The following is a 26,574-nucleotide window of genomic DNA, read 5'->3' as shown; positions in this document are numbered from 1 at the left end:
CGCAGGTGCGCCGATGCGAAGCCCGGAGGCGGCCTATTCCACGTCCGTCATCTGCCGCGCATAGACAGCCAGCACGATGCGCTCGGAGTGGATGAGGTAGTCGTTCAGCGCCGCCGAGCCCTCGGCGAACTTGCCGGCCTCGATGAGCTCGAGGAGCTTTGTGTTCATGTCCACGTAGGGCGCGTGCAGGAACTCCGGGTCTTTCAGCAGGCCGAAGGCCAGCCGCAGCTCGACCAGGATGTGGGCGAACAGCACGTTCAGCCGCTCGCTGTCGGCCAGCTCGACGATGCCCTTGTGGAACTCCATGTTGGCCGTGCCCACGCCCAGCCAGTCGCCGGCGTCGCGGCACTTCAGCGCCATCTCGACCGCCTCGCGCATGTGCTTCTTGGCGGGGTGGCGCGGGTAGGCCTGCGCCAGCGCCTGGCATTCGATGAGCCGGCGCACGCGGTAGATGTCGATGATCGACGCGATGCTCGGCACCGCCACGAACACGCCGCGGTTGGGCGCGTGCTTGAGCAGGCCTTCCTTGGTCAGCGTGCGGAACACCTCGCGCAGGGTGTTGCGCGAAATCTCCAGGCTGTCGGCCAGCGCGGCCTCCGACAGCCGCTGCCCCGGCGAGAACTCGCCCTTCACGATCTTCTGGCGGATCAGCTCGGCCACGCGGTCGTTGAGCGTGAGCGCGCCGGCGGTCGGCGAGGCAGGGGAAGTGGGGGAATCCAGTCGGGTCATGCCGGTCGGTCGGAGGGGAAAAGAGAGGGGCGCAGCGAGCCTGCGTTGTAACAGACGGCTCCCGTGCCATGCCGCGCCGATGCACCGAAACGCGCCCGTTTCAGGGTTTTCATGGGGGTATTCAGGCACTGTTGTTGGGCACACTACATGAAATTGTTCAACAACTTGTTTGAAATGAGTGATTCATAAGAAATGAATTGCTCATTCATTGGCATGAGGTTTGCATCAATCGACCGCACCGGTGCCCCTGCGCCGGTGTTTTGCATTGCAACGAAAGACCAACCATGACACCTGAAGTCCCCCTGTGGCCGCTGATCGGCGTGGCCGTGATCATTGCGGGGTTCATCCTGCGCTTCAATCCGATGCTGGTCGTGATCGTCACGGCCATCGTGACGGCGTTCGCCGCCGGCTTCGGCCCGATGGCGATCCTCACGGCCATCGGCACCGGCTTCATCAAGACGCGCAACCTGCCGCTGATCATTCTTCTGCCGCTGGCGGTGATCGGCCTGCTGGAGCGCCACGGCTTGCGCCAGCACGCGCAGAACTGGATCAGCCGCATCAAGTCGGCCACCGCCGGCCGCCTGCTGATCGTCTACCTCGCGGCGCGTGAACTCACGGCGGCCATGGGCCTGACCAGCCTGGGCGGCCATCCGCAGATGGTGCGTCCGCTGCTCGCGCCGATGGCCGAAGGCGCCACCGAGACGCGCTACGGCAAGCTGCCCGACCGCATCCGCCACAAGCTGCGCGCCTATGCCGCGGCCACCGACAACGTGGGCCTGTTCTTCGGCGAAGACATCTTCGTGGCCTTCGGCGCCATCGTGCTCATGACCACCTTCCTGCACGAAGCGGGCATCGACGTGGAGCCGCTGCACATCGCGATGTGGGGCATTCCGACGGCCATTGCCGCTTTCATCATCCACGCCTGGCGCCTGCGCCGGCTCGACCAGGCGCTGGCCCGTGAGCTGGGCGGCGCTGCAGAAGCCGACGTGCCCGCCACCGCCGTGCCCGCCAAGGAAGGACGCTGAGCATCATGATTCTCTCGATCCAGCACCTGTACCTCCTGGTCGGCTTCATCCTCGCCGTCACGGCCGTGATGACGCTGGCCGACCGCCAGCATCCCAAGCGCTACACCAGCGCGCTCTTCTGGGGCATCTATGCGCTGGTCTTCCTGGTCGGCGACAAGCTGCCGCCCGCGCTCGTGGGCGCCGGCGCGATCGGCATGGCCGTCATTGCCGGGCTGCGCGGCGTCGGCGCGGGCAAGCACCGCGAACCCACGCCCGAGCAGTACCAGGCCAGCGCCACGCGCCTGGGCAACAAGCTGTTCATTCCGGCACTGGCGATTCCGCTGGTCACCGTGATCGGCACCGTGGGCATGAGCCACATCAAGCTCGGCGGCACGCTGCTGCTCGACCCCAAGAACACCACGCTGGTGAGCCTGGGCATCGGCTGCGTGGTGGCGCTGGCGCTGGCCTGCTGGCTGACGCGCGAGACGCCCGTGCAGGGCATGCGCGAGTCGCGCCGCCTGACCGACGCGCTCGGCTGGGCCGTGGTGCTGCCGCAGATGCTCGGCATGCTGGGCCTGGTGTTCTCCGACGCCGGCGTGGGCAAGGCGGTGGCGCACATCACCACCAGCTACATCAACATGGACATCCGCTTCGTCGCCGTGGCGGTGTACGTGCTGGGCATGGCGCTGTTCACCATCATCATGGGCAACGGCTTCGCGGCCTTCCCGGTGATGACGGGCGGCGTCGGCGTGCCGGTGCTGGTGGGCGTGTACCACGGCGACCCGGCCGTGATGGCGGCCATCGGCATGTTCTCGGGCTACTGCGGCACGCTCATGACGCCGATGGCGGCCAACTTCAACATCGTGCCCGCGGCGCTGCTGGAGCTGCCCGACAAGAACGCGGTGATCAAGGTGCAGATACCGACCGCGGCCGCGCTGCTGGTGGTCAACATCTTCCTGCTGTACTTCCTGATGTTCCGCTGAGGCACCGCGCATGACGATCGCCACCGATGCCAAGGCACGCCGCGTGCTGCTCGCGGGCTTCGAGCCCTTCGAGAACGACCCGGTCAACCCCGCGTGGGAGATCGCCCGCGCGCTCGACGGCTGGACCTGCGAAGGCGCCGTGGTGCAGGCGGTGCAGCTGCCCTGCGTGTTCGGCCGCGCCATCGACACGCTCGACGCTGCATTGATCGGCCCGCCACTGCAGCTGGTGCTGTGCATCGGCGCGGCGGGCGGGCGCACCGAAATCTCGATGGAGCGCGCCGCGCTGAACATCGACGACGCGCGCATTCCCGACAACGCCGGCCAGCAGCCCATCGACCTGCCCGTGGTCAAGGACGGCCCGGCGGCCTACTTCTCGACGCTGCCGATCAAGGCCATGGTGCGCGACATGCGCGCGGCGGGCCTGCCCGCGGCCGTGTCGAACAGCGCCGGCACCTTCGTGTGCAACCACATCTTCTACGCGCTCATGCACCGGCTCGCGACGCGCCCGGCGCTGGCGCACACGCGCGGCGGCTTCGTCCACGTGCCCTACCTGCCCGAGCAGGCCGCCTCGAAGCCCGGCGTGGCGAGCATGGCGCTGGACGCGCAGGTGGAGGCCTTCCGCGTGGCGATCCGCACCGCGCTCACCGTGCGCCACGACGTGCGCGAAACCGCCGGCCGGCTGCATTGATTCCTGAGGCGTGCCGTGCACGCCGGAGATCCCCGATGAACATCGACTTGAACAGTGACCTCGGCGAAAGCCTCGGCGTCTGGCGCATGGGCGACGACGCCGCCATGCTCGACATCGTCAGCAGCGCCAACGTGGCCTGCGGCTTCCATGCCGGCGACCCCGCGGGCATCCTGCGCACGCTGCGCCAGGCGAAGGAACGCGGCGTGGCCGTGGGCGCCCACGTGGCCTACCGCGACCTCGTCGGCTTCGGCCGCCGCAACATGGACGTGGACAGCGCCGACCTGCGCGCCGACGTGATCTACCAGATCGGCGCCCTGAAGGGCCTGGCCGCTGCGGCCGGCACCGCCGTGCGCTACGTGAAGCCGCACGGCGCGCTGTACAACACCATCGCGCACGACGAGCGCCAGGCGCGCGACGTGATCGCCGCCCTGCGCGAGATCGACGTCAGCCTCGTGCTCGTCGCGCTCGCCGGCTCGCCGCTCGTGGGCTGGGCCGAAGCCCAGGGCCTGCGCGTGGTGGCCGAGGCCTTCGCCGACCGCGCCTACACGCCGCAAGGCACGCTGGTGTCGCGCCGCGAACCCGGCGCCGTGCTGCACGACGCCCACGACGTGGCCGAGCGCATGCTGCGCCTGGCCAACGAAGGCACCGTCACCGCCATCGACGGCAGCGTGGTGCGCATCCGCGCCGATTCGATCTGCGTGCACGGCGACAGCCCCGGCGCGGTCGAGATGGCGCGCCGCGTGCGCGAACGGCTCGTGCAGGCCGGCGCGACGATCCGCCCCTTTGCCGAGGCCACCACCGCATGACGACATCGATGCGCTTTCTTCGCGTCAACCTGAATGCCGTGCTGGTCGAGCTCGACGACCTGGCGCAGACGCTCGCTCTGCTGGCTTCGCTGCGCGCCGAGCCTGTTGTCGGCATCGACGAGCTGGTGCCCGCCGCGCGCACCATCCTCATCACCTTCCGCCCCGCCGTGCTGTCGGCCGCCGCACTGGCACACGCCGTGCGCCAGCGAACGCTCGACGCCCGCGAGACGCGCATCGACAAGCGCATCGAGATTCCCGTGCGCTACGACGGCGAAGACATCGCCGAAGTGGCCGGCCTGCTCGGCATCACGCCCGACGAGCTGGTGCGCCGCCACACCGGCAGCGACTACACCGTCGCCTTCACCGGCTTCGCGCCCGGCTTCGCCTACCTGAGCGGCGGCCATCCGAGCCTGAACGTGCCGCGTCGCGCGGTGCCGCGCACCCGCATCCCGGCCGGCGCGGTCGGCCTCGCGGGCAGCTTCAGCGGCGTGTACCCGCAGGCCAGCCCCGGCGGCTGGCAGATCATCGGCGTGACCGACACACCCATGTGGGACCTGTCGCGCGAAACGCCGGCGCTGCTGCAGCCCGGCGATGCGGTGCGCTTTGTCGATGCCTCGTCGTTGAAGGTGGCGTTGCCGGTGGTCGCGCAAGCTGTCGCGGCGCCCGCCCCTGCAACCGTTGAAGGCGGCAGTGCCTTCGAGGTCCGCACCGCCGGCCTGCAAGCGCTGTGGCAGGACGGCGGTCGCCATGGCCAGGCGCGGCAGGGCGTGTCCGCCTCCGGTGCGATGGACCAGCGCTCGCTGCAGGCGGCCAATCGATTGGTCGGCAATGCGTCGGACGTGGCCTGCCTCGAACTCGCCTACGGCGGCTTCCAGTTCGTCTGCCGCGGCAACGCAGTGATCGCTGTCACTGGCGCCGACGGCCCGCTCACGCTGACCCGTGCCGACGGCGCGCAATGGCCGTTGCCGCGCTACCAGCCCGTCGCGCTGGCCGACGGCGACACCGTCACCATCGGCGAGCCCGTCGCCGGCATCCGCAGCTACCTGGCCGTGCGCGGCGGCTTTGCCGTGGCGCCCGTGCTCGGCAGCTGCGCGACCGACACGCTGGCCCGCATCGGCCCGCCCGCCGTGGCCGTGGGCGACATGCTGCCAGTGCGCAGCGTTGCCATCGGCGCCGTCGTCGGCGCCACCGAAGTGCCGCCCATCGACCTGCCCACCGTGCAGGAAGAGGTCGTTCTCGACATCGTGCTCGGCCCGCGCACCGACTGGTTCACCACCGACGCCGTCGAGCGCCTGTGCAGCCAGCCGTGGGTGGTGACGCCGCAATCGAACCGCGTCGGCATCCGCCTGAACGGCGAAGAGCCGCTCGTGCGTGCGAACACCGCGGAGTTGCCCAGCGAGGGCACGGCGCGCGGTTCGATCCAGGTGCCGCCCAGCGGCCAGCCCGTGCTGTTCCTGGCCGACCACCCGCTCACCGGCGGCTACCCCGTGATCGCGTCGGTCGCCACCCACCACCTGGACCGTGCGGGGCAGATCCCCGTGAACGCCCGCGTCCGCTTCCAACCGATGGCCGGCCACGGCGCCATCGAACTTTGATTTGAGATCGAGAGTCCCGCGATGAAAAAAGTCCTGATCGCCAACCGCGGCGAAATCGCCGTGCGCATCGCGCGCGCCTGCGCCGACCACGGCGTGCAGTCGGTCGCCGTCTACGCCGATCCCGACCTCAATGCGTTGCACGTGCGCCGCGCCGACGAGGCCTACGGCCTGGACGGCCACCGCCCGGCCGACACCTACCTCAACATTCCCAAGCTGCTGGCCATCGCCAAGCGCAGCGGCGCTGACGCCGTGCACCCCGGCTACGGCTTCCTTTCGGAGAGCGCAGCCTTCGCGCAGGCGGTGATCGACGCCGGCCTCACGTGGATCGGCCCCTCGCCTTCGGCCATCGCCACGCTGGGCGACAAGGTGCAGGCCCGCAAGCTCGCCCTGAAGGTCGGCGCACCGCTCGTCGCGGGCACGGCCGACCCGGTCAGCAACGCGGGCGAGGTGCTCGCCTTTGCCGAACAGCACGGCCTGCCGATCGCCATCAAGGCGGCCTTCGGCGGCGGCGGGCGCGGCATCAAGGTCGCGTGGCGGCTCGACGAAGTCGAAGGCCTCTACGAATCGGCCGTGCGCGAAGCCATCACCGCCTTCGGCCGCGGCGAGTGCTACGTCGAGCAGTTCCTCGACCGCCCGCGCCACGTCGAGGCCCAGGTGCTCGCCGACACGCACGGCAACGTCGTCGTGCTCGGCACGCGCGACTGCTCGCTGCAGCGGCGCAACCAGAAGCTGGTGGAGGAAGCGCCCGCGCCCTTCCTGAGCGACGCACAGCGCGAGCGCATCCACCAGTCGGCGCGCGACATTTGCGCGGCCGCCGGCTACACCGGCGCCGGCACCGTCGAGTTCATGCTGAGCGCGAGCGGCGCCATCTCCTTCCTCGAGGTCAACACGCGCCTGCAGGTCGAGCACCCCGTGACCGAGGAAACCACCGGCATCGACCTCGTCATCGAGCAGCTGCGCATCGCCGAAGGCCTGCCGCTGTCAATCAAAGAGACGCCCGCACCGCGCGGTCACTCCTTCGAATTCCGCATCAACGCCGAAGACGTGGGCCGCGGCTTCCTGCCGACACCCGGTCCCGTCCACGTGTTCGACGCCCCCTCGGGCCCGGGCGTGCGCGTCGACACCGGCGTCGACGCCGGCTCGCAGGTGCCCGGCACCTTCGACTCGCTGATGGCCAAGCTCATCGTCACCGGCGCCACGCGCGCCCAGGCCATCGCACGCGCACGCCGTGCCCTCAAGGAGTTCCGCATCGAAGGCCTGGCGACCGTGCTGCCGTTCCATCGCGCGGTGATGGCGCACCCCGACTTCGTGTCGGAAGATGCCTTCAAGGTCCACACGCGCTGGATCGAAACCGACTTTGCGAACGACGAAGCGGCAGGCATGCGGCCCGATCCGCTGCCGGATGCGTCGCTGCACCGCACGGCGATCGAGATCGACGGGCGGCGCATGTCGCTGGGGCTGCCGGCGGAGTTGCTGCGTGGGTTGGCGTCGGCGGGTGGTGCGGGCGCTGCTGCTGCGCCTGGCGTTGCGAACGCACCAGCGGCCGATGCCGCTGCTGTGGCTGCGCCGGTGTCGGGCACGCTGCAAGGCTGGAAAGTCGCGGATGGCGACGAGGTCGCCGAAGGTGCGGTGATCGCGGTGATGGAGGCGATGAAGATGGAGATGCAGGTCGTGGCGCACCGCGCGGGGCGCATCGTGTTCGCGGCGGCGGCGGGGGGCTATGTGGCGGCTGGGACGGCGATTGCGCGCATCGGGTGAATGAGGGCGGCCGTCAAGGCTTGAGGAACAGGGCGACGAGTCCTGAAACGATGCAGGGTGCGAACGTCAGGGCGGCCATGTAGGTCTCGAGACGCGCGCCTGCATCGCGTGCGTCGACAAGTACGTAGCGCGCACCGAGGTAGAGCAACGCGGTGCCAGCCAGAACGAGCACGAACAGCCAGGCCTTCTTCAAGCGAGGAGCCCAAGACGGATGGGGGCGTGCGCGATGGCCGATCAGGAAGAGCGTGCAGACCACCGACGGCAGGGTGCCGAGGATCAGGATGAGGGCGATCGGATTCATCTGGAGCTGGCGTCACCGGGCGGCGATGGTCTGGCAGCTGGATGCTGCAGGTTCGCGAGGTGATGACGGAACCTGCTGCGGGCTTCTTCAGCTCTTGTCGAACACGCGCCGGTAGCGGCCGTGGCCGCGCGGCTCGCGGCGGGTGCCCGTGCGCAGGATCTTCAATGCGGCTGTCGCGAGAAAGCCTGCGTTGTCTTGCAGATCCTTGACATCTGCATCCGTCATCAGAGGCAGTGTTCCCGGCTCTTTTGTATCCTGTGCGATCACGCGGCGTTCGAAATTGTTGAGTTCATAACCGCGGGCGTAGTTACGCAGGTTCGCCGCGGCGGAAGGCAGCGACTCTTCGTCTGCCGCCTTCAGCAACCGATCGTGCGTGGCCTTCTTTTGCTTGATGGCGGCCACGAAGTCCTCGCGGTTCTCCTTCGTGATGGGGCCAAGCATCCAGAACCCACCGTGCGAGTCGTGGACATACTTGTCGAAGAAGTCGTTGGCGGTTTGCGGAACATCCTTGGCGGCAGCGACGGCGCGCAGGAGGCGCTTTTCCACCTCGTTGGCGCGGGGCGGCTGGTCAACGTAGACGCCCGCTCTGGGAACGAACACCCGTCGGGGCTGGTTGGCCGCCTGAGCGGCCTTGACGTCTTCACGCCAGTCGAGTTCTGACTCCCAGAGATCCTGTCGGTCCTGCTTGTTGGAGGCTTCGTAACTCGCCATGGCCTTGAAGGTGGCTTCGTCGCTCTTGGACGCACGCCAGCGCCAATACAACTCCATGTGATAGCGCATGCGGTTCTGCACGGGCTCGCCGCCATTGGCGACGTTCTGCTTTTCCTCTGTCGCGGTCCAGGCTGCGTAATCGCTGAAGGCTTTGTCGAGTGCTGGGTTGACCTCGAAATCACCACTGACCTGGCCGGGCATTTCAGTCTTGCTGCGCAAGCGAACGCCTGCAGTCAGTGCCTCGAAATACATGTCCATCAGGGGAATCTGCGAGAGCAATGCGGTTCGCCCCTCGACACCCTTGCCTTGGGACTTCGACGGATAGCCTCCGCCCAGGTCAGAGTGAGCCCCCGGATAGACGAACTCCTTGGTGTTCGGCGGGTAGTTCGTGGCTCTGATGCGTGCCGTAGACAGCGGAAACGACTGACGTATTTCGTGTGCCGCCACGTAGTGAACGGTCTGGTTGACGCCGTGGATGTCCATGGTGCCGTCGGCCCAGTCCTGAAAGCCTTCGCCGACGGGCGACGAATCGGCCAGGCCGACAGACGCCACGGTGTCGAAGATACCCAGGAAATGAAGCTCCAGTGTTGCTTCGCCGATCGTCATGTTCTCGGCGACCAGCTGGATCCACTGGCAAAAGGCGCGCGCTTCGGCCGCACCACGCGAAAATCCGAAGACCGACAGATGCATCTTGGTCACCCGCGGCCGTTGGTCCTTGATGGCTTTCAGCAGGCGCTTTTGAATGCCCCCGAAGATGCTGATCATCTTGGCATCGCCCAGGCGCCACCAAGTCTTCAGCTCATCGACACAAAGTGTCTTCGCCTCTTCAGGCTGGATCAACAGAACACCGTGATAGGCCATGTGCAGGGCGTTGTAGATCTGTATCAACGCCCAATGGATGCGCGCTTCACCCCCGGTGCCGAAGCGCTTGCCGTTGTCCAGTTCCTTGATCTCTCCGATCTCGGGGAAATGTGTGCCGACGCCAGGGATGTAGAAGCGAAAATTCTCGACCTCGTCGTCCTTGTGCGCGTTGAAGAGGCTGACCACATTCGTGTGACTCTGGTCGCGTGAGTCGCGAATCAGGTTGTTGTTGGTGCCGTCAAAAAACAGGCCCACGTGAATCTCTTTGGCGCAACTCAGGGAATTGGCCTTGCTCGGGTCGGCGCTAGCGGCGCGTTGGCACAGTTCGCGTGCGGTCAGGGTCCGGTCGGCGCGCGAGTGGTCGCCAGGCAGTGCGGGCTGGTAGTTCTTGCCACCCGGGTCGTTGTCCCACCAGTCGCCTTTGGGCGCATTGGCCGTCCACTTGTAGCTGGGCAAACACTCGATGGCCCTGCCTGCGTCGTCCGACCACACCAGTATCTGCAGCCCCGTTTCCTTGACGATGCACTCGGCCGTGCAAAGCTTGGCGGTCTTGAAGTAGAGATAGCGCTTCTCACGGGTGTTGGCGTCGAAGCTGATTTCGTACCAGCCTTCTTCAAATTTTTCCATGTGTTGCTCCCGGATTTCTCAAGACATCTCTGGTTCGTCTTGGCTCACCATTTCCAGTCCGCAGGCTTCACGGGAGAGGCCGGACCGGGATAGTCCTTGGCACCGGCCCTCTTGTTGGAGATGATCAGCCGGACCTCGTTGTTCGGCAGGAAATGCACGTTCAGGAGCCCACCGGGCTCGTCATATTTTTCGATGGGAACGACTTTTTCATGCCACCGGGGCTTGATTGCATCCGGTCGTTTGTCGCCCGGAATTCCGCTGGAGGTCGTCCACTTCACTGTTGCATTGAGGCCGGCGCGCCACTTGGCGGGAAAGGAGATGCAGCACACAAAGCTGCCGCCGCCGCCGTACGGGTATGAGTTGCCGCCGCCGGCCCCGTCCACATAGAACTCGTGGATGTAGTCCTGCGTGTGGTTGTAGGCGCTGATGTTGGCGCTGTAGCTTTCGGCCGCCGGCTTCTTGCTGCTGCAAGCCACCAGTGGCAGCGTCAGGAGCGCCAGTGCGCAAAGCGTCAAGGTTGTGGTGCGTTTCATGGCGTGTGGCCTTTCCATACGTTCATAGGTTGTTCCTCCCGGACTCTTGTCGAATCTCTTGTTCGCCTCGGGCTCACCATTTCCAATCCGGCGGCTTCACCGGATAGGCTGGGCCAGGGTAGTTCTTGGCACCCGCCCCTTTGCTGGAAATGATCAACCGAACTTCGCCTTCGGGAAGAAAGTGGATGTTGAGCATGCCGCCCGGCACGGTGTATTCCTCGATTGGCACGACCTTCTCGTGCCAATGCTGGACATACGCTTCCGGGCGCCTATCGCCTGGAATGCCGCTGGAGGTGGCCCAGCGCACCTTGGCGCTCAAGCCAGGGCGCCATACGGCGGGATAGGAGATGCAGCACACGAAGCTGCCGCCACCGCCATACGCGCTCGAATGGCCGCCAAACATCCCGTCGACATACGGCTCGATATGGTCCGCCGTATGGTTGTACGGGCTGATACTGGCGCTGTAGCTTTCAGCCGCAGGCCTCTTGCTGCTGCAAGCCACCAGCGCCACCGCGCAAAGAACCAGGAGAGCAAGGCGCTTCATGAAGCCTTGCCCTCCAACGCCTTCCACAGTTCGTCGCTCCAGCCCTTCATCAGGCCCGACAGGCTGGTGCCTTGTGCGACGGCCTTCCATGTGTCCGACAGATCGGGATGCTGATAAAAGTCATCGCCGCAGGTCAGCGAGAGCACCACGAACTGCAGCCGGTCGGGGTTGCCTGCCACGTGCAGACGCGTGGCAACCGCGAGGGCGCGCTGGAGCCGCTGATGAAACGCTGCCCGGCCGGTCTGCGGGACCAGCTGCGACACCGTCTCGAGCAACTGCGCAAAGATGCCGTCGGCTTCCGAGGCATCCAGGAGCGTCGCGAATTGCGATGCATCGAGTTCGAGATGGTCGCGGGCATCGGCCACACCGTCCTTCCCATCAGCAGCAAGCCAGTTGCCGACCATGGCACCGCTGCGATCGAACCACTGCCATTGCGCAATGGCTTGTGCCAAGCGCCGTGCCTGTGGCTCGGCCAGCGTGGCAAGCAGCGTCGGAAGCACGCGCACATCGCCCATGCGGCAGTGCAGCTTCAAGCCGTCGTGCCGCGCCTGCGCAAGGTAGCCGAAGCAGGCCTGCAAATCCGCAGCGGCGTGGCTGGAGGCGATCCAGCTGAATGCGGGCGCCGCCGGGTCGATCGTGGCGAGGCGCCGCAAGCCCTCGATGCGCACCTCGTCGTCCAGTGGCAGCTCCAGCAGCTGCGGTCCCCTTGCGCCATAGGCCTCCAACGGTGTGTTGGCCAGCGCATTGACGTGCGACCACCCGTTGCGGCACAGCACCGATGCGAGGCGCGCCGGGTCGAGCAAGGCCGCATCGACCAGCAACCAGAGGCCGACGGATGACGGTTGGGCGTCGACCATCGCTTGCACGGCATGGGCAAGGTGGAGGGGGTCGATCGGATCGGTCGCGAATTCCAACGCAACGTTCTCACTGCAAGGCGGAGAAGGGGGCTCCGCTTTGTGCCGCCTTCAGCATGCACTCGATGCAGATGCTCTGCGGGAACAGCGGCAGGCCGTAGGGTGAGCTCGTCGGCCCGGCCAACTTCCGCTGCACCGCGTGATAAGTGATCTTCCCCGGACACTCGAAGGTGATGTCCCCATCCTGCAGCGTGATCGACGCACCTTGCGCCGTCGCGATGCGGATCTTCTTCTTGGCCGCGAACTCCACCGTCTGGTCGGTGCTGGCGATCTTCAGGGCCTCCTTGGCCTGCACGCGCAGTTCGTCGTGCTGCGCCTGGAAGTCCAGATCGTCGTTGCCCGCGATGACCGACAGGCCCGTGTCTGCATCGGCCTTCTGCGCCCCGGCCAGCACGCCGATGGCCTGGCCGCTGTGCACGCGCAGCACGTCGGCCAGCGCCAGGTTGATGTCGCCGCCGCTGGCCAGCGTGGCGGTCTCGCCGCTGACGACCTGCAGCTGCTGGCCCGCCACCATCGCCAGGCCGCCGCGTGCGGCCAGTGCGATCACGGCGTCGTTCGTGTGGGGCACCTTGCCTTCGCCGGTGGCGATGGCCTTGTCTGCCGCATCTGCGTAGGCAGTGTCGAGCGCATCGGCCGTCACCATGCCGCTGGCGGTGCGCTCCATCGCGGCGTAGGGCGAGCGCTCCTTGTCCAATTGGGATTCGTTGGCCTTGCCTGCCCCGATGTGCCCGGCCAGCTGCACGGTCTCGTGGGTCCTGGCGGCATCGCTCAGGGCCTGGCCCAGCTGCTGCACCTGTTTGAGCAGCGCCATGCCGGCGGCGAAGTCGCCCACGGGCTCGAGCTTCTGGCCGCCTGCGCCGTGGTAGGTGCTCAGCAAGACGCCCTTGCCGCCGCGCAGGGCGGCGTAGCCGTCGGTGCGCAGCTCCAGCCCCTGGCCTCGGAAGCTGCCGCGGAAGTTGTCGGCCTGGTGGATGAGGTGGCCCAGGTTCAGCTGGCTGTGGGCGGTGCTGGCGTGCAGCTGCACGCGCAGCTGCTGGTTCGAATCGTCGAACACCAATTGGCTGAAGCCCTCGCCGCCGAACTCCTTGGTCTTGAAGCCGCTCAGGGCTGCGGCATTGCGGTGGCCCTTGTCGTCGGCGCTGGCGCCGTGCCAGGGCGGGGCATGGCCGGCAGCCAGGTTGGCCTGGGCGCTGGGCGAGGCATTGCTCGCCTGGGCGAAGACGTCGTTGTTGTCGTTGCTGCCCTGTTCGCTGTTCTCACCGGTACGCGATGCACCGCCGGGTGTGGGGGCGATGCCGCCGTCGCCGCGGCCGTTGTACAGCGCACCGACGATGACGGGTTGGTCCACATCGAGGTCGACGAACTTGACCAGCACTTCCTGCCCGATGCGCGGCAGCCACTGCCAGCCCATGCCGGGGCCCGCCTGGCGCTGGGCCACGCGGATCCAGCGGGTGCTGCGGTTGTCCTGGGCGTTGTCACCGTTGCTGTTGTCGCTGGCGTTGTTCTGCCAGTGGAAGCGCACGCGCACGTCGCCGCGGTCGTTGCAGTACAGCTCGTCGGCGCCATTGGGCGAGGTCTCGCCCGAAGGCCCGACCACGATGGCGCTGTGCACGCCGCTGGCCGTGGGCCTGGCGTGCAGGCGGGCACCATCGGCCGCGGCCAGGGCCGGGCGCCAGGGGCGCGGGGCGTGCACGCCCGAGAAGCTGTTGGCGTAGCCCTGGGCTTGCGCGGTGGCGAGGTTCTGGGGCTGCGGATAGATGGTGTTGTCGTTGTTGCCTACGCTGGTGGCTGCAGACACCAGTCCGAACACATCGGCCTCGGCCGTCACAGGGGTGCAGGGCTGGTCGAACACGAGGTGCTCCGTCAGCGCGCCCAGCTGCGCCGCAATCGACGCGGCCGTGTCCTTGGGCAGGTTGTTGATGCCCACATGCTCGACGGTGTCCAGCAGCAGTGCGGGCCTGGCCTGCAAACCCAGTGCAGGCGCGTCATCGATCTCGATGCGGGTGCCCGCGCGCAAGGTGCGCACGGTGCTGTGGCCCAGCATCAGGTCGGCGCGGCATTCGGCCGCTTCCATCATCAAGGCGGCGTAGCGCTCGACGGTGCGGTTGGTGTCCCAGCCGCGGCTGCGGTCGTTCACGCCCAGCACGTCGTCGTACTCCAGGCGTGGGGCGTTCTTGCCACCCACGGGAAAGCGCGCCGGGGCGCTGCCTGTGAGCTGGCGCTTGCCGTCGACGTTCCAGGCGCTCAGGTGCACCTGGGCCACCGACTGGCGCATGCGGCGCACCAGCGCCTGCACGGCGTCGCTGCATTCCTGGGAGCTCTTGCGGTGAAAGCGAACAGGCGAGCCTGCATCGGCGGGCTGGGCGTCGTTCGACGAGAAGATGACGAGCTTGTGGCCGGTCGGGGCCTGGGCGTCTTCCTCGATGCGCCAGGCCAGGCCTTCTTCGGCCAGCAGGCGTGAGAAGAAGTCGTAGTCGCTCTCGCGGTACTGGGTGCAGTAGGTGCGAACGGGGGCGTCGGCCAGGAAGCTGTTCACTTCGGAGGAGAAGGCCCAGCTGCCGGCTTCGGCGTACGGGGCGAGCACGCGTTCGATGATGTCCGCGACGCTGCGCTGCTGGAAGACCTGGCTTCGCCCCTGCTGGGTGGCCAGCCAGAGCCAGGGCACGAGCGTGAGGCGGTAGCGGGCCAGGCCGCCGTCGGCGCCCAGCGATTCGACGGCGCGGATCAAGCCCGTACGTCGTGCGAGCGAACCGTCGGCCAGCACGGTGATCAGCGTCAGCGGCTGGTCGATCAGCGATGACAGCGCCAGGTCCGCACGCAGGCTCAGGCACACGATGCGCAGCTCGAACAGCTGCGACACCGCCTCGCGCTGCACCCAGCCTTCCACGCGCAAGGCATCGATGCTCTCGCGCGCGGCGGACGAAGAAGATGAAGCAGCACTCGGCGCTTCGAGGCGATACAGCCGCGCCGTCTGGCTCAGCTCGGCCCACAGGGCGCTGCGGTCAGCGGAAGGCATCGGGAATTCGCTCAGGTTCGGATGCTCAAGGTTTGCAAGGTGCCCCCGGCTTGCAGTCCGCCGTTGCGGCAGTGGCCTGCGCCGACGGTGCGGGGTCGGAGGTCTTGCTGCGCTTGAGCAGCGCGGTCAGCAGGTCGGTGTCGGGATCGGGCCCCTTCGGCCGTGCCGCCGTCTGCGCGAGGTCGGTGCGCGCGGCGGGCTTTGCTGCCTTGCTGGTGTTGGCGGCGGTCTTGACCGGCTTGCCGTTCGCGGCCGTGCGCACGGGCTTCTTCGAGCCCGACGCGATGCGCTCCGGTTTCTTTGCAGCAACGGTGCTGGCCTTGCTGTCGGCGCCTGCCTTCTTTGCGGGGGAGGCCGCCGCAACGCGCGCAGGCTTCGCGGCCGGCGGTACGGCCATGGGCTGCGCACCGATGGCGGCGAACGGCGTGGAGGCCTGTTGTTGCTGTTGCTGTGGTCCCGGCGGCGGCGTGCTGTCGCCTTCGATGATGCGCGCGGGCGTGGGCTCCGGTGCCGCGGCGGCGACGGGCATCTCGGGCTTCGGTGGTTCCTTGGCGACAGGCGCTGCAACCGGCGCAGGCGTTGCTGCCGCCACGGTCGTGGCTGCCGCATCCGCGCGCTTCGATTGCAGGTGGTAGGTCGTGGCACCCGCCGCACCGAGCAGCACTGCGAGCGAAGCCCACACGCCGGGCCGTGCGAAGAAGGAGCGCGCGCCGCTCTCGCGGCCACCGAACTGTGCGAGCACCCGCGTGGATTCGCCTCCGGGTGCGGCGGTCGATGTGGCTGCGGTGGGTGCGCTCGAACCGAGCAGGCTCGGTCGGTCCTTGTGGGCGTCTGACGCGCCCATCATGGATGGGTGGTCCGGCTGGCTGCGGGCATGTGATTTCTCCCCTCGGCTTTATGTGGCGTGATCAACGCGATATCGCAATTGGGATGCAACAAGGTGCTGCGTGCGATGGGTTCAAATTTTTAAGCGACTCATACAATTGAGTGGCTCTCATCGAACACCGTTGATCTTCTTCACTCTCTTTTGTTATTTTGCCTTGATGGTGGCAGCACTTGCCATCTTCTTGTTCCCTTCTTTTCGTGACCGTGTGTTGCGAGCGACGGTCTCCATTTCTACTGCTATTGCATTCTTTTTTATTGGAATAGGACGCCGTCTCGGCTTTGTGTCCGAAGCAAGTTTTCAGTTGATGCGCGACAGCGGCTCGGGAGTGCGTACTTTTGCCGTAAGACATCGCTACTTGCTGCTGTCGGGCATGGGTCTGCTTATCGTGCCGGTGTTGTTAAGTGTGACTTTCGGAAGTGGCCGGGTTCTGTTCTTCGACGACTGGGCCGCCACAAGCGATCCGAAGATCGAGGCCTTGCTCAAGGGCGAGCAGCTGGTGCCGCCGCAGCCGTTGCCGCCCGAGGTGTTTGCCACCGCAGAGGTCGAGCAGATTCGTCCGCTCACGAAAGAAGGCAGTCGGGACTGGGCTGTTCTCGATGTGGACTTTCGTAATCGTTTGCTGCTCGTCTACAAGATCATGAAAGAAAAGCACGGCTACGACCTCGCATTGCTCGAGGGTTATCGCAGCCCCGAACGACAAGCCAAACTCGCTGCATTGGGCAATACAGTGACCATGGCGAAGGCCAATCAAAGCTATCATCAGTATGGACTTGCGGCAGACAACGCGTTCTATCGCAATGGCAAGCTGGTGATCTCTGAAAAAGATCCATGGGCCATGGAAGGCTATCGCCTCTATGGTGAAGCGGCCGAGTCCGTGGGCTTGGTGTGGGGTGGTCGATGGTCCTTCAGGGATTACGGTCACGTGGAGTACCGCAAGCCGGGATTTAAATTGTCACGCAACTGAATGCCGAGACGACATCTGTCGCACCGGCACACCACGAGGCAATCAAGGGGGAGAGTTCAAATGGGTGAGGATCAACCCGAGGCGGACAACGACCGCCCGTGGATCGTTCTGCATGACAAGACCGACCACGGTGGCTTCGTGATCACCGCATCCGAAAACACGCACATCGATGAACGGCGCGTGGCGCGCATCGGCGACATGGTGTCGTGCCCACGGCCCGGCCATGGCATCAACCCCATCGTGACGGGCAGCGACTGCGTGTCGATCGATGGCCGGCGCGTGGCGCGCCACGGCGACCGCGCAGCCTGCGGTTGCAGGCTGTTGTCGAGCCAGATCGCTTCCGCGTCCGAATGACGGCGGTGTCTCCTTCTTCGGCTGCAGGCATGGCATGCGGTCACGCGACCGCGTGGGCCGCTGCCATCGTCCGCGCGTGACCCAGGCGTTCGAAAACTCCGGATGCTGTCGCGACTGATCAAGCCCGTTCTTTTGGCCTGCGCCGTGTTCATCACGGTGTGGGTGCTCGTGATCGTCTACTGGCAGTACACGGCGCGCATGCCGAGCACGAGCGACATCGTGCTCTACCTTGTCGTGCTGCCGCTGGCGTTGATGCTCTTCTATGTGGTGCTGCGCCGCATCTTCACGGCCGCGCCCGCTGCTGCGCTGCCCGCAGCTGGGACAACAGTGGCCGCGGGCGCCGCGGCCTCATCGAATGCCGCGGCAACCGAGGCTTCGCAGGAGCGCCTGCAGATGGCCGTGCTGGCCTTCGCCCTTCGCACGCCGCGCGGCAGCGATGCCGATACGGTGGCCACCGCGATCGGTCAGGCGCAGGCGCCCGAGCTGGTGCCGGAGCTGCGTGACGGCGAAGGCTTCCCCGTCATCGCGGGACGCGTCGATGGCATCGACGAGAACGAGCTGCGCGAGCACCTGCGCGAAAGCCTGCAACCCGCTGGCGAAGCTGTCGATGTCGATGCGCTGCCCGACGACCGGCTGCGCGCCATTCACCTGATGTCCGACGTGCTGCAGGAGCTGCTGGCGTCCGCGGCCGAAGCCATCGCCAACGCGGGCGATGCGCTCGCGGTGCGCGCGCCCGGGCGCTTCGTGTCCAGTGGCGGTGTCATCCCGGGGCCGGCGGCGGCGCCGCAGCTGAACCTCTCGCTGCTGTTGCCGGGGGCATGGAGCGAGAGCGAACGCGCGATCGCCACACAGTGGGTGCAGCAGCGCGTGCGCGAGGGCGATGCGTCGCAGCGCTGGCTCGTCGACTGCTTCAAGAGCGAAGACGGCGTGTCCGCGATGGCGCTGCTCGACCGCATCAGCCTGTCGCTGCATCGCGAGCAAAGGCCCGCGCTGTGGATCGCGCTGGCGGCCGACTCCTCGGTGTCCGAAGCGAGCATCGCGCGCTGGGAGGCCGACGGCCTGCTGTACACCGCCACGCGCCGCAAGGGCCGCGTGCCCGGTGAAGCCGCCGCGGGCCTGCTGCTCGTGCGCGCCGGCGATGCGCTGCTGGCACCGGCCGAGGCCGTGCGGCTGTCGCGCAGCGCAAGCGGCCAGCGCGAGGCTTCGGCCGACACCGCACGCACGCCCGATGCGAGCCTGCTCGATCGCTTCGCCCAGCACCTGCTCGCCACCTCGACGCTCGAGACCGCCCAGGTCGACTGGGTCGTGAGCGACGCCGACCACCGCACCAGCCGCGTCACCGAAGTGGCCAAGCTCGTGCAGGAGCGGCTGCCGCACGTGCCCTTCGAAAACAACCTCTCTGTCTGCGCCACCCTGGGTCACCTGGGGGCCGCGGCCGACATGAGCGCCGTCGTGCTCGCGTGCCACCTGGCCGCGCGCGATGCACGGCACGTGCTCGCCATTTCCGTGCAGGACGCGCTCGCCCGGACGGCCTTGTTGGCCGGCCCGGCGAGCCCCGCGTCACCCGCTACTTAAACAGGACCGATTCCAGAAACTTCTATGCGGCGATTCTTCAGTTTCCTGGCCGATCCGCGCACCTTGTCGGTGATCGGCGCCATCGCGCTCGGCGCGTTCCTGCTGCTCGGGGCGCAGACGCTCGAAGTCGGCGCGATCTGGGCCGTCGGCATCTTCGTGGTGCTGCTGCTGTTGTGGCTGCTGGTGTGGTTCGTGCGGCGCATGCGCACGCGCGCGGCCAACCGCAAGCTCGGCGACATGCTCGAGGACCAGGCCGACGCGGCCGTGCGCGACAGCGACCCCGAGCGCAAGGCCGAGATCGACGAGCTGCGCGGGCGCATGGTCGAGGCGGTCAAGACCATCAAGACCTCGAAGATCGGGCAGATGTCGGGCAGCGAGGCGCTGTACGAGCTTCCCTGGTACATGGTCATCGGCAACCCCGCGGCGGGAAAGAGCAGCGCCATTTTGAATTCGGGCCTGCAGTTCCCGTTCGCCGACAAGGGCAACGCAGTGATCCAGGGCATCGGCGGCACGCGCAACTGCGACTGGTTCTTCACCACCGAAGGCATCGTGCTCGACACGGCAGGGCGTTACTCGATTCACCAGGAAGACCGCAAGGAGTGGTTCGGCTTTCTCGACCTGCTCAAGAAGTACCGGCCGAAGGCGCCCATCAACGGCATCATCATCACGGCCAGCATTCCCGAGCTGATCGGCAGCCGGCCCGACTTCGCGATCCAGCTCGCCAAGAACCTGCGCCAGCGCATGCAGGAACTCACCGAGCGGCTCGAGGTGTTCGCACCGGTGTACGTGATGTTCACCAAGGCCGACCTGATCACCGGCTTTGCAGAATTTTTCGGCGACAGCGACAAGATGGAGCGCGATCGCGTGTGGGGCGCCTCGCTGCCCTACGACGGCGACGAGAAGCAGGACGCCGTGGCGCTGTTCGACAAGCGCTTCGACGAGCTCTACATGGGCCTGAAGGAAATCAGCGTTTCGCACTTCGCGAACCACCGCAGCAGCGACCCGTCGCCCGAACTGCTGATCTTTCCGCTCGAGTTCGCGGCCATCAAGCCCGCGCTGCGCGCCTTCCTGGCCACGCTGTTCGAGAGCAACCCCTTCCAGCACAAGCCGGTGTTCCGCGGCTTCTACTTCACCAGTGCCTTGCAGGAAGGCACGATGCGCAGCCTGTCGACCGAGCGCATCGCCAAGCGCTTCGGGCTCACGCTGAGCAACGCGGCCACCAAGGCGAAGGAAATCTATTCGCAGAACGGGTTCTTCCTGCGCGACCTGTTCTCCAAGGTGATCTTTGCCGACAAGAAGACGGTGCGGCAGTTCTCCAGCCCCGTGAAGGCGCGCGTGCGCTACGTGAGCTTCTTCGCCTTCGTCGCCGTGCTGGGCCTGCTGCTCGGCGGCTGGACCTGGTCGTACCTCGGCAACCGCCAGCTGGTGGAGAACGTGCAGGCCGACCTGGACAAGGTGGTCAAGCTGCAGGCCAGCGACAACGGCCTGCGCACGCGCTTCGAGGCGCTGGGCATCCTGCAGGACCGCATCGAGCAGCTCGAGAAATTCCGCAACGACCGGCCGCTGTCGCTGTCGCTGGGCCTGTACCAGGGCAACCAGCTCGAGGACAAGCTCGTGGCCGAGTACTACGGCGGCGTGAAGCAGCTCATGCTCGCGCCGGTGTCGGACAACCTGCAGGCCTTCCTGCGCGAGGTCAACGCGCACCCCGACCGCCTGAAGCGCGCCGACGCCGTGGCCGCGCTGACGGGTGGCGCCGCGCCCGCGCCGCTGCCGGTCGCCGGTGCCACGACCACCACGGCACCTGCCGCAGCGCCGGAAGGCGGCGGCCTGTATGCCGGCTCCTCGCCGGCCGATGTGCAGGACGCCTACAACGCGCTCAAGACCTACCTCATGCTGTCCGACAAGCGGCAGGTGGAAACGGCGCACCTCACCGACCAGATCTCGCGCTTCTGGCGCGGCTGGCTCGAGAGCAACCGCGGCGACATGCCGCGCGCGGCGGTCATCCGCGATGCCGAGCGCATGATCACCTTCTACCTGCGCCGCGTGGGCGACGACAACTGGCCCGCACTGGCCGACACCAACCTGGCGCTGGTCGAGCAGACGCGCGACAACCTGCGCCGCGTGGTGCGCGGCATGCCGGCGCGCGAACGCGTGTACGCCGAGATCAAGGCGCGCGCCTCCACGCGCTTCGCGCCGATGACCGTGGCGCGCATCCTCGGGGCCACGGCCAGCAGCGCCGAGAGCGAAGGCACCCTTGCCGGCAGCGTCGCGATCTCGGGCGCGTTCACGCGCGAGGCCTGGCAGCAGTACGTGGACGACGCGATCCGCGACGCCGCCAACAAGGAAACCTCGAGCAAGGACTGGGTGCTCAACGTCGCCGGCAACGACGACCTGACGCTCGAAGGCAGCCCGGAGCAGATCCGCAAGACGCTGGCCACCATGTACAAGCTGGAGTACGCCAAGGAGTGGCAGCGCTTCCTGCAGGGCATCGCGGTGAAGGACATGGGCAGCTTCGAGCAGGCCGTGGTGGCGATGAACCAGCTGGGCGATCCGCAGAACTCGCCGATCCGCAAGGTCTTCGACACCGTGTACGACCAGACCTCGTGGGACAACCCCTCGCTGGTCAACGCCGGCCTGCAGCAGGCGCGCACCGGCGCCTTCAACTGGTTCAAGCGCCTCTTCAGCCGCGCCACGCCGTCGCAGGTGAACGTGAACGTGAACGTCGATCTCAACGGCGGCGCCACGGAAATCCCGATGGGCCCGATCGGGCGCGAGTTCGCGGGCGTGGCGCGCCTGGTGGTCGAGCGCGACAACACCTCGCTGCTGCGCGGCTACCTGGGCACGCTGTCCAAGCTGCGCGGTCGCTTCAACCAGATCAAGAACCAGGGCGACCCCGGACCGGGCGCGCGCCAGCTCATGCAGCAGACGCTGGAGGGCAACGGCTCCGAGCTGGCCGACGCGCTCAAGTACGTCGACGAGCAGATGCTCACCGGCATGGACGCCGCGCAGCGCCAGGCGTTGCGCCCGCTGCTGGTGCGCCCGCTGCTGCAGGCCTACGCGGTGACGGTGCAGCCGACGGCGGTGGAGGTCAACAAGATCTGGAGCGCGCAGGTGCACCAGCCCTTCCAGCAGTCGCTGGCCACCAAGTACCCGTTCTCGGCGAGCGCGAAGATCGAAGCCTCGCCGGCGGAAATCGCGCAGTTCTTCGGGCCTGAAGGCGCCATCGGCAAGTTCGTGACGACCACGCTGGGCTCGCTGGTGATCCGCCGCGGCGACCTGCTGTCGCCGCGCGCCTGGGGCGACCAGGGCCTCACGCTGAGCCCCGATTTCGTGAACGGCTTCGCGCAGTGGGTGGCGCCGCTGTCGGGCGGTGCCGCGGCCGGTGCGGTTGGCAGCGCGCAGCCGCAGACACTGTTCCAGATCCTGCCGCAGCCCGTGTCGGGCCTGACGGAGTACATGGTCGAGATCGACGGCCAGCAGCTGCGCTACCGCAACACGCCGCCGCAGTGGTCCAACTTCGTCTGGCCCAACGCACAGGGCACGCCGGGCGCGAAGATCACCGCCGTCACCTTCGACGGGCGCACGGTCGAGCTGATCAACGAGCCGGGCAACTTCGGCCTGGAGCGCCTGCTCAGCACGGCGCAGCGCACCAAGTTGCCCGACGGCAGCTTCGAGCTCACCTGGGCGCGCGACAACGCGAGCGTGACCGTCAAGCTGCGCGTGATCCAGAACACGCAGTCGGCCGGTTCGGGCGGCGATTCGCCGCAAGGCAAGGGCCTGCGCGGCACGGTGCTGCCGTCGACGGTCGCGGAGATCGGCGTGCCGCGCGCAGCAGCACCCGCAGCGGTTCAGGCACCGGCCCAGGCGCCGGTGCAGGCAGGGGGAGCAGGCAAATGAGCGCGCCACAACAGCTGTGCTACTTCGGCAAGTTGCCCGGACGCGGCGACTTCGTGAAGGGCCTGTACAACCCGCAGCTCATCAAGGTGTTCGACCACTGGCTGTCGCAGACCATGGAGATGCTGTCGGAAGACCCGCGCTGGAAGCTGATCTACGACAACGCCGCGCCGATGCACTTCGTGTGCCTGGGCTCGCGCAGCCGCGTGGCCATTGCGGGGCACGTGCGCCCCAGCCGCGACGAGTCGTCGCGCCGCTACCCGTTCCTGGCGGCCACCTCGGTCGACGTGGACGAGGCGCTCGACTTCATGCGCGGCGCGCCGATGCTCATCGGCCCCTACTGGGACCGCATGGCGGTGCAGGTGCAGTCGCTGGCGGCCGGCACCGACCTGGACAACGAGCTGAAGAAGTTCGAGGCCATCGACCCGGCCATCGAGACCGGCTTCAAGAAGTCGGCCTCGCGCGCCACCTATGCGGCGTTCACGCGCGACACCAGCCTGCTGCGCATCGAGCAGATGCTCAACTTCGACGGCCACAAGGTGTCGCTGCGCCGCGCCATCCTGGCGCTGGGCCTGCTGCTGCAGCCGGTGATGGCCAGCGCGGTGTCGCACCTGGAAAAGGGGCTCACGCTGCCGCTGCCGCACGACCCGGTCGACCGCTCGCTGATCGCCACGTTCTGGCTCGAGATGGTGTCGCAGTTCCTGGCCAAGGCCGACTTCGAGCTGGTGCTGCTGGTCACCGAGATCGACGGCCGCTCGCGGCTGGTGATCGGCTTCAACGGCCTGTCGCCGCGCAGCTTGCAGAGCGTGCTGCATCCGCAGGTCTACACCGAGCACAACATCGACATCGACAACCCGGAGTGGGTCGAGGACACCATCCACAGCAACTACGCGATGTTCAAGCTGGTGAGCTACCTCGACCAGCCGCAGCTGCCGCTGGACATCGTGCTCACCGCCTTTCGCGAAGTCTTCATCGGGGAATGACACGGTCATGAATTGTTCTTTGCGCGTTCTCGTGCTGTCCATGGCCTGCGGGCTCGCGCTCGTGCCGGCCGTGCAGGCCCAGCAACCCCAACAATCACCCGCGGCGGGCGCCACGGCCGCCCGCGTCGAGACCACGCCCGCGGCCGTCGGCAAGGGCGAGCCGGTCGTGGCCGGCGGGCAGGTGCCCGACGAAGCCACGCGCATCGCCGTCATCGAGGCGCTGCGCCGCGTCTACGGCCCCAGCGGCGTGATCGACAAGATCGAGGTGGTGAACACCGTCAGCATGCCGGCCAACTGGAGCGCCAACGTGCAGAGGCTGATCACGCCCTCGCTCAAGGACATCCACCGCGGCCAGCTCCAGATCGAGGGCACGCAGATGGCGCTCAGCGGCGAGGTCGGCAACGAGGCGCTGCGCCAGAAGATCGTGAGCGACATGGCGAACTCGCTCAACCCGACCTACACCATCAAGAACAGCCTGCGCGTGCCCGTGTCGGAGCAGATCGCGGTCGACCAGGTGCTGGGCAACCGCACCATCGAGTTCGAGCTGGGCAGCGCCACGCTCACGGGCAAGGGCCGCGCCATCCTCGACGAGATGGCGCCCATCCTGCAGAAGCTCACGAACAAGTCGGTGGCGGTGGTGGGCCACACCGACAACGCCGGCAACCGCACGTCGAACCTGGCGCTGAGCCAGTCGCGCGCCGAATCAGTCAAGGGCTACCTGGTGGGCAAGGGCATCGATCCGATGACGCTCACGACCTCGGGCGTAGGCCCGGACCAGCCGGTGGCGAGCAACGCGACCGACGAGGGGCGTTCGCGCAACCGGCGCATCGAGTTCCGCGTCGGACGCTGAAGAAAAAGGCCCGCAACGCGGGCCTTTTTCTTTCAGCGCAAAGTCAGCGCGACTCGTCGTCGCCCTTGGGCAGGTCGAGCAGGTCCACCAGCTGGGCCAGCTCCTGCTCGTTCTTGATCACGTTGCGCAGCCAGGCATGCAGCGGCATGTCGGCCCAGCGCGCGGCCTTGTTCGCCATGTAGGCGGCCGGGCTCGAGGGCTCGGTCTGCTCGAAATAGGCCGCCACTTCCTTGAGCTGCGCGATGGCTTGCGCGCGGCTGTGGATGCCGGGCGGCAGCGCGGCGGGCACATGCACCGCCGCGTGATACGTGGGAGATGAATGGGGCATGGCGGCGTCGAAGACAGGTTCGATGCGGGTCGGGGCAGCCGGTGCGCTGGCGGCCGGTGCAGCGGCGGTGGCTTGCGGCGCCGCGCCGTTGTCGATCGGCACGCCGGCCTCGCGCGCGAAGCGCTCGACGGCCTGGCGGATGGCCGTGGCCGCGTCCTTCGCGGCGCGAAAGCTCGGGCCGTTGGAGGCGGTGCGTTCGTCGAACACGGCCTCGAACTCGGCCAGCGCCTGCTCGCAGGCCTGCACGTCGCGGTGCGTCTTCTGCAGGAACTTCGCGGGCGTGGCGCGGCGCAGGCGGTCGAACTGCTCGAGCGTCACCTTGTTGCGCTGCAGCTCGTCGGCCTGCGCCGGCGTGCGGCGGATGGCCTGGTCGAGCGCCAGTGCGGTTTCCCAGACCAGCGCGCTGTGGCCGGTGTGGCCGTCGCTCACGATGGGCGCGCGCTGCAGCAGCTCGACCGAGCGCGAGATCAGCCAGGTGACGGTGCCGATGCGCATCTCGATGTCGCCGCCCTCGGGCTGCGGATGCAGTTCGTCCCAGTACTGGCGGCACAGGCCGCTGAGCAGGCGGTAGCCGTCGGCCAGCCCCTCGAAACCGCGCTGGCTGGCCAGCGCGTCGGTGAGCCACACGCCCAGTCGCAGATCCTTGGTGGACGCGCGCAGCAGCTTCTCGCACTCCGAAATCACGAAGGGCCAGTTGGCCTCTTTCAGCTCGATGACCCATTCGCCCTGTTCGAGCGAGGGGTCGTCGTGCTTGCGCGCTTCCTGGATGGCGTCGAACTCGCGCGAGAACAGCATGTCCTCGCCGCAGGGCTTGGCCTCCGAGATCGGGGCCAGCAGGGCCGCGAGGTCGAGGCGGTTCGTCGCGGCCGTGGTCATGGCAGCGAGATCGTCAGGTTGGCCTGGCGCGGGCCGAGCTTCACGATGTCCTGGTAGCTCGCGAGCGCGCCCTGCGTGGTGCTGCCCAGGTGCGCCGACAGGCCGATGAAGCCCAGCAGCCCGATGAGCGCGAACAGCGCGGCCACCACCCACTGCGGCGCCTCGCGCTTGAGCGAGTGCGAGATGAGGTCGGGCAGCGGCCAGTGCGGCGCGAAGGGCGTGCGCTTGCCGCGCGCGTTGGCGATCTCGTCGCCCACGCGTGCCGTGAGGTAGGCCAGCTTCTCGGTGCCGTCGATGGCGTACTTGCCCTGGAAGCCCAGCAGCAGGCACATGTAGAACACCTCGAGCGTCTGGATGCGCGCGGCGCCGTGCGCCCGCTCGACCTCGAGCATGTTGAAGAAGTTCTCGCCCGCCAGCTGGTCGCCGAACAGCGTGAGCTGCAGCGGCCGGCGCTCCCATTCGGAGCGGATGGCGAACTCGGGCGCCGAGAGCACGAACTCGTCGACCGTGGCGCAGAAGGCGTACTTGGCCGCGTGGATCTGCTCGGCCGTGGCGTCGAGCTTGCGCGCGTTGCGCTCGAACTCGCCCAGGTAGTTGCGGATGCCCGTGAGGAACTGCTCGGTGGTGGCCGGCTGCTGCTTCTTCTTCAGCAGGAACAGCATCACGAAGCCGTCGTACAGCAGGTCGAGTAGGCTGGAGTCGGCGTCGGGCGCCACGCCGGCCGGCGTGAACGAGGCCGGCGGCGCGTCGGCGCCCAGCAGGGAAGGGGCCTTGTTGAGGGTGGTGGTGTTCAT

22 protein-coding genes are annotated in these 26,574 nt (G+C 67.4%); 12 read left to right on the top strand and 10 right to left on the bottom strand.

Features of this window, described 5'->3' with window-relative positions; genetic code table 11:
• Positions 1-33 precede the first annotated feature (33 nt).
• Positions 34-729 carry a GntR family transcriptional regulator gene (locus ACAM42_RS32435; RefSeq protein ID WP_369630592.1) on the bottom strand — a complete coding sequence of 232 codons (696 nt, stop codon included), beginning with the start codon at positions 727-729 and terminating at the stop codon, positions 34-36.
• A 284-nt stretch (positions 730-1,013) separates the two neighbouring features.
• Between ACAM42_RS32435 and ACAM42_RS32430 the strand changes: the two genes are divergently transcribed.
• Genes ACAM42_RS32430 through ACAM42_RS32405 form a run of 6 tightly spaced genes read left to right on the top strand, consistent with a single transcriptional unit; the run spans position 1,014 to position 7,563 of the window.
• Positions 1,014-1,754 (top strand): DUF969 domain-containing protein, encoded by a 741-nt coding sequence (locus ACAM42_RS32430; RefSeq protein ID WP_062477421.1) that lies wholly within the window; start codon positions 1,014-1,016, stop codon positions 1,752-1,754.
• A 5-nt stretch (positions 1,755-1,759) separates the two neighbouring features.
• Positions 1,760-2,716, top strand: coding sequence for a DUF979 domain-containing protein (locus ACAM42_RS32425; RefSeq protein ID WP_062477418.1), 957 nt, complete (start codon positions 1,760-1,762; stop codon positions 2,714-2,716).
• Positions 2,717-2,726: 10 nt separating this feature from the next.
• Complete coding sequence (gene pcp / locus ACAM42_RS32420; protein ID WP_369630591.1) at positions 2,727-3,404, top strand: pyroglutamyl-peptidase I; 678 nt, start codon at positions 2,727-2,729, stop codon at positions 3,402-3,404.
• Positions 3,405-3,439: 35 nt separating this feature from the next.
• Complete coding sequence (locus tag ACAM42_RS32415) at positions 3,440-4,210, top strand: LamB/YcsF family protein (protein WP_369630590.1); 771 nt, start codon at positions 3,440-3,442, stop codon at positions 4,208-4,210.
• 8 nt (positions 4,211-4,218) lie between these two features.
• Positions 4,219-5,805, top strand: coding sequence for a 5-oxoprolinase/urea amidolyase family protein (locus ACAM42_RS32410; protein WP_369632828.1), 1,587 nt, complete (start codon positions 4,219-4,221; stop codon positions 5,803-5,805).
• 21 nt (positions 5,806-5,826) lie between these two features.
• Positions 5,827-7,563 (top strand): biotin carboxylase N-terminal domain-containing protein, encoded by a 1,737-nt coding sequence (locus ACAM42_RS32405; protein WP_369630589.1) that lies wholly within the window; start codon positions 5,827-5,829, stop codon positions 7,561-7,563.
• 13 nt (positions 7,564-7,576) lie between these two features.
• Here ACAM42_RS32405 and ACAM42_RS32400 read toward each other — a convergent pair whose 3' ends face one another.
• The 7 genes from ACAM42_RS32400 to ACAM42_RS32370 form a co-directional block, all read right to left on the bottom strand.
• Entirely contained in the window at positions 7,577-7,864 is a 288-nt protein-coding gene (locus ACAM42_RS32400; RefSeq protein WP_369630588.1) for a hypothetical protein, read from the bottom strand.
• An 87-nt stretch (positions 7,865-7,951) separates the two neighbouring features.
• Complete coding sequence (locus ACAM42_RS32395; protein WP_369630587.1) at positions 7,952-10,063, bottom strand: DUF2235 domain-containing protein; 2,112 nt, start codon at positions 10,061-10,063, stop codon at positions 7,952-7,954.
• A 44-nt stretch (positions 10,064-10,107) separates the two neighbouring features.
• On the bottom strand, positions 10,108-10,596 hold the full coding sequence (locus ACAM42_RS32390; protein WP_369630586.1) for a DUF3304 domain-containing protein: 489 nt from the start codon (positions 10,594-10,596) through the stop codon (positions 10,108-10,110).
• Positions 10,597-10,669: 73 nt separating this feature from the next.
• Entirely contained in the window at positions 10,670-11,140 is a 471-nt protein-coding gene (locus ACAM42_RS32385; RefSeq protein ID WP_369630585.1) for a DUF3304 domain-containing protein, read from the bottom strand.
• The gene (locus ACAM42_RS32380; protein ID WP_369630584.1) at positions 11,137-12,054 is read right to left on the bottom strand and encodes a DUF4123 domain-containing protein; all 918 of its coding nucleotides are present in this window, start codon (positions 12,052-12,054) and stop codon (positions 11,137-11,139) included. The genes ACAM42_RS32385 and ACAM42_RS32380 overlap by 4 nt, the downstream gene beginning before the upstream one ends.
• Before the next feature lie 10 nt (positions 12,055-12,064).
• Positions 12,065-15,070 carry a type VI secretion system Vgr family protein gene (locus tag ACAM42_RS32375; protein WP_369630583.1) on the bottom strand — a complete coding sequence of 1,002 codons (3,006 nt, stop codon included), beginning with the start codon at positions 15,068-15,070 and terminating at the stop codon, positions 12,065-12,067.
• Between the two features lie 25 nt (positions 15,071-15,095).
• On the bottom strand, positions 15,096-15,917 hold the full coding sequence (locus ACAM42_RS32370) for a hypothetical protein (RefSeq protein WP_369630582.1): 822 nt from the start codon (positions 15,915-15,917) through the stop codon (positions 15,096-15,098).
• Between the two features lie 196 nt (positions 15,918-16,113).
• Between ACAM42_RS32370 and ACAM42_RS32365 the strand changes: the two genes are divergently transcribed.
• The 6 genes from ACAM42_RS32365 (at position 16,114) to ACAM42_RS32340 (ending at position 24,576) form a co-directional block, all read left to right on the top strand.
• Complete coding sequence (locus ACAM42_RS32365; protein WP_062481134.1) at positions 16,114-16,920, top strand: M15 family metallopeptidase; 807 nt, start codon at positions 16,114-16,116, stop codon at positions 16,918-16,920.
• Positions 16,921-16,980: 60 nt separating this feature from the next.
• Complete coding sequence (locus ACAM42_RS32360; RefSeq protein ID WP_062481115.1) at positions 16,981-17,274, top strand: PAAR domain-containing protein; 294 nt, start codon at positions 16,981-16,983, stop codon at positions 17,272-17,274.
• Between the two features lie 102 nt (positions 17,275-17,376).
• Entirely contained in the window at positions 17,377-18,849 is a 1,473-nt protein-coding gene (locus tag ACAM42_RS32355; RefSeq protein ID WP_369630581.1) for a hypothetical protein, read from the top strand.
• A gap of 24 nt (positions 18,850-18,873) precedes the next feature.
• Positions 18,874-22,746: a type VI secretion system membrane subunit TssM gene (gene tssM, locus ACAM42_RS32350; protein ID WP_369630580.1), complete on the top strand. Its 3,873-nt coding sequence runs from the start codon at positions 18,874-18,876 to the stop codon at positions 22,744-22,746.
• On the top strand, positions 22,743-23,726 hold the full coding sequence (gene tagF, locus ACAM42_RS32345) for a type VI secretion system-associated protein TagF (protein ID WP_369630579.1): 984 nt from the start codon (positions 22,743-22,745) through the stop codon (positions 23,724-23,726). Before tssM ends, tagF begins: the two co-directional genes overlap by 4 nt.
• Before the next feature lie 7 nt (positions 23,727-23,733).
• Positions 23,734-24,576, top strand: a complete 843-nt coding sequence (locus ACAM42_RS32340; RefSeq protein WP_369630578.1) for an OmpA family protein — start codon at positions 23,734-23,736, stop codon at positions 24,574-24,576.
• Between the two features lie 43 nt (positions 24,577-24,619).
• Here the strand turns inward: ACAM42_RS32340 and tssA are convergent, their stop codons facing one another.
• Positions 24,620-25,780: a type VI secretion system protein TssA gene (gene tssA / locus ACAM42_RS32335; RefSeq protein WP_369630577.1), complete on the bottom strand. Its 1,161-nt coding sequence runs from the start codon at positions 25,778-25,780 to the stop codon at positions 24,620-24,622.
• Positions 25,777-26,574, bottom strand: coding sequence for a type IVB secretion system protein IcmH/DotU (gene icmH, locus ACAM42_RS32330; protein ID WP_062481127.1), 798 nt, complete (start codon positions 26,572-26,574; stop codon positions 25,777-25,779). The genes tssA and icmH overlap by 4 nt, the downstream gene beginning before the upstream one ends.

The sequence above is a fragment of the Variovorax sp. V35 genome, assembly GCF_041154465.1.
Taxonomy (GTDB): Bacteria; Pseudomonadota; Gammaproteobacteria; order Burkholderiales; family Burkholderiaceae_C; genus Variovorax; species Variovorax boronicumulans.
Note: the sequence above shows the minus strand (reverse complement) of the source record. Positions and strands in the feature narration are given on the sequence as shown.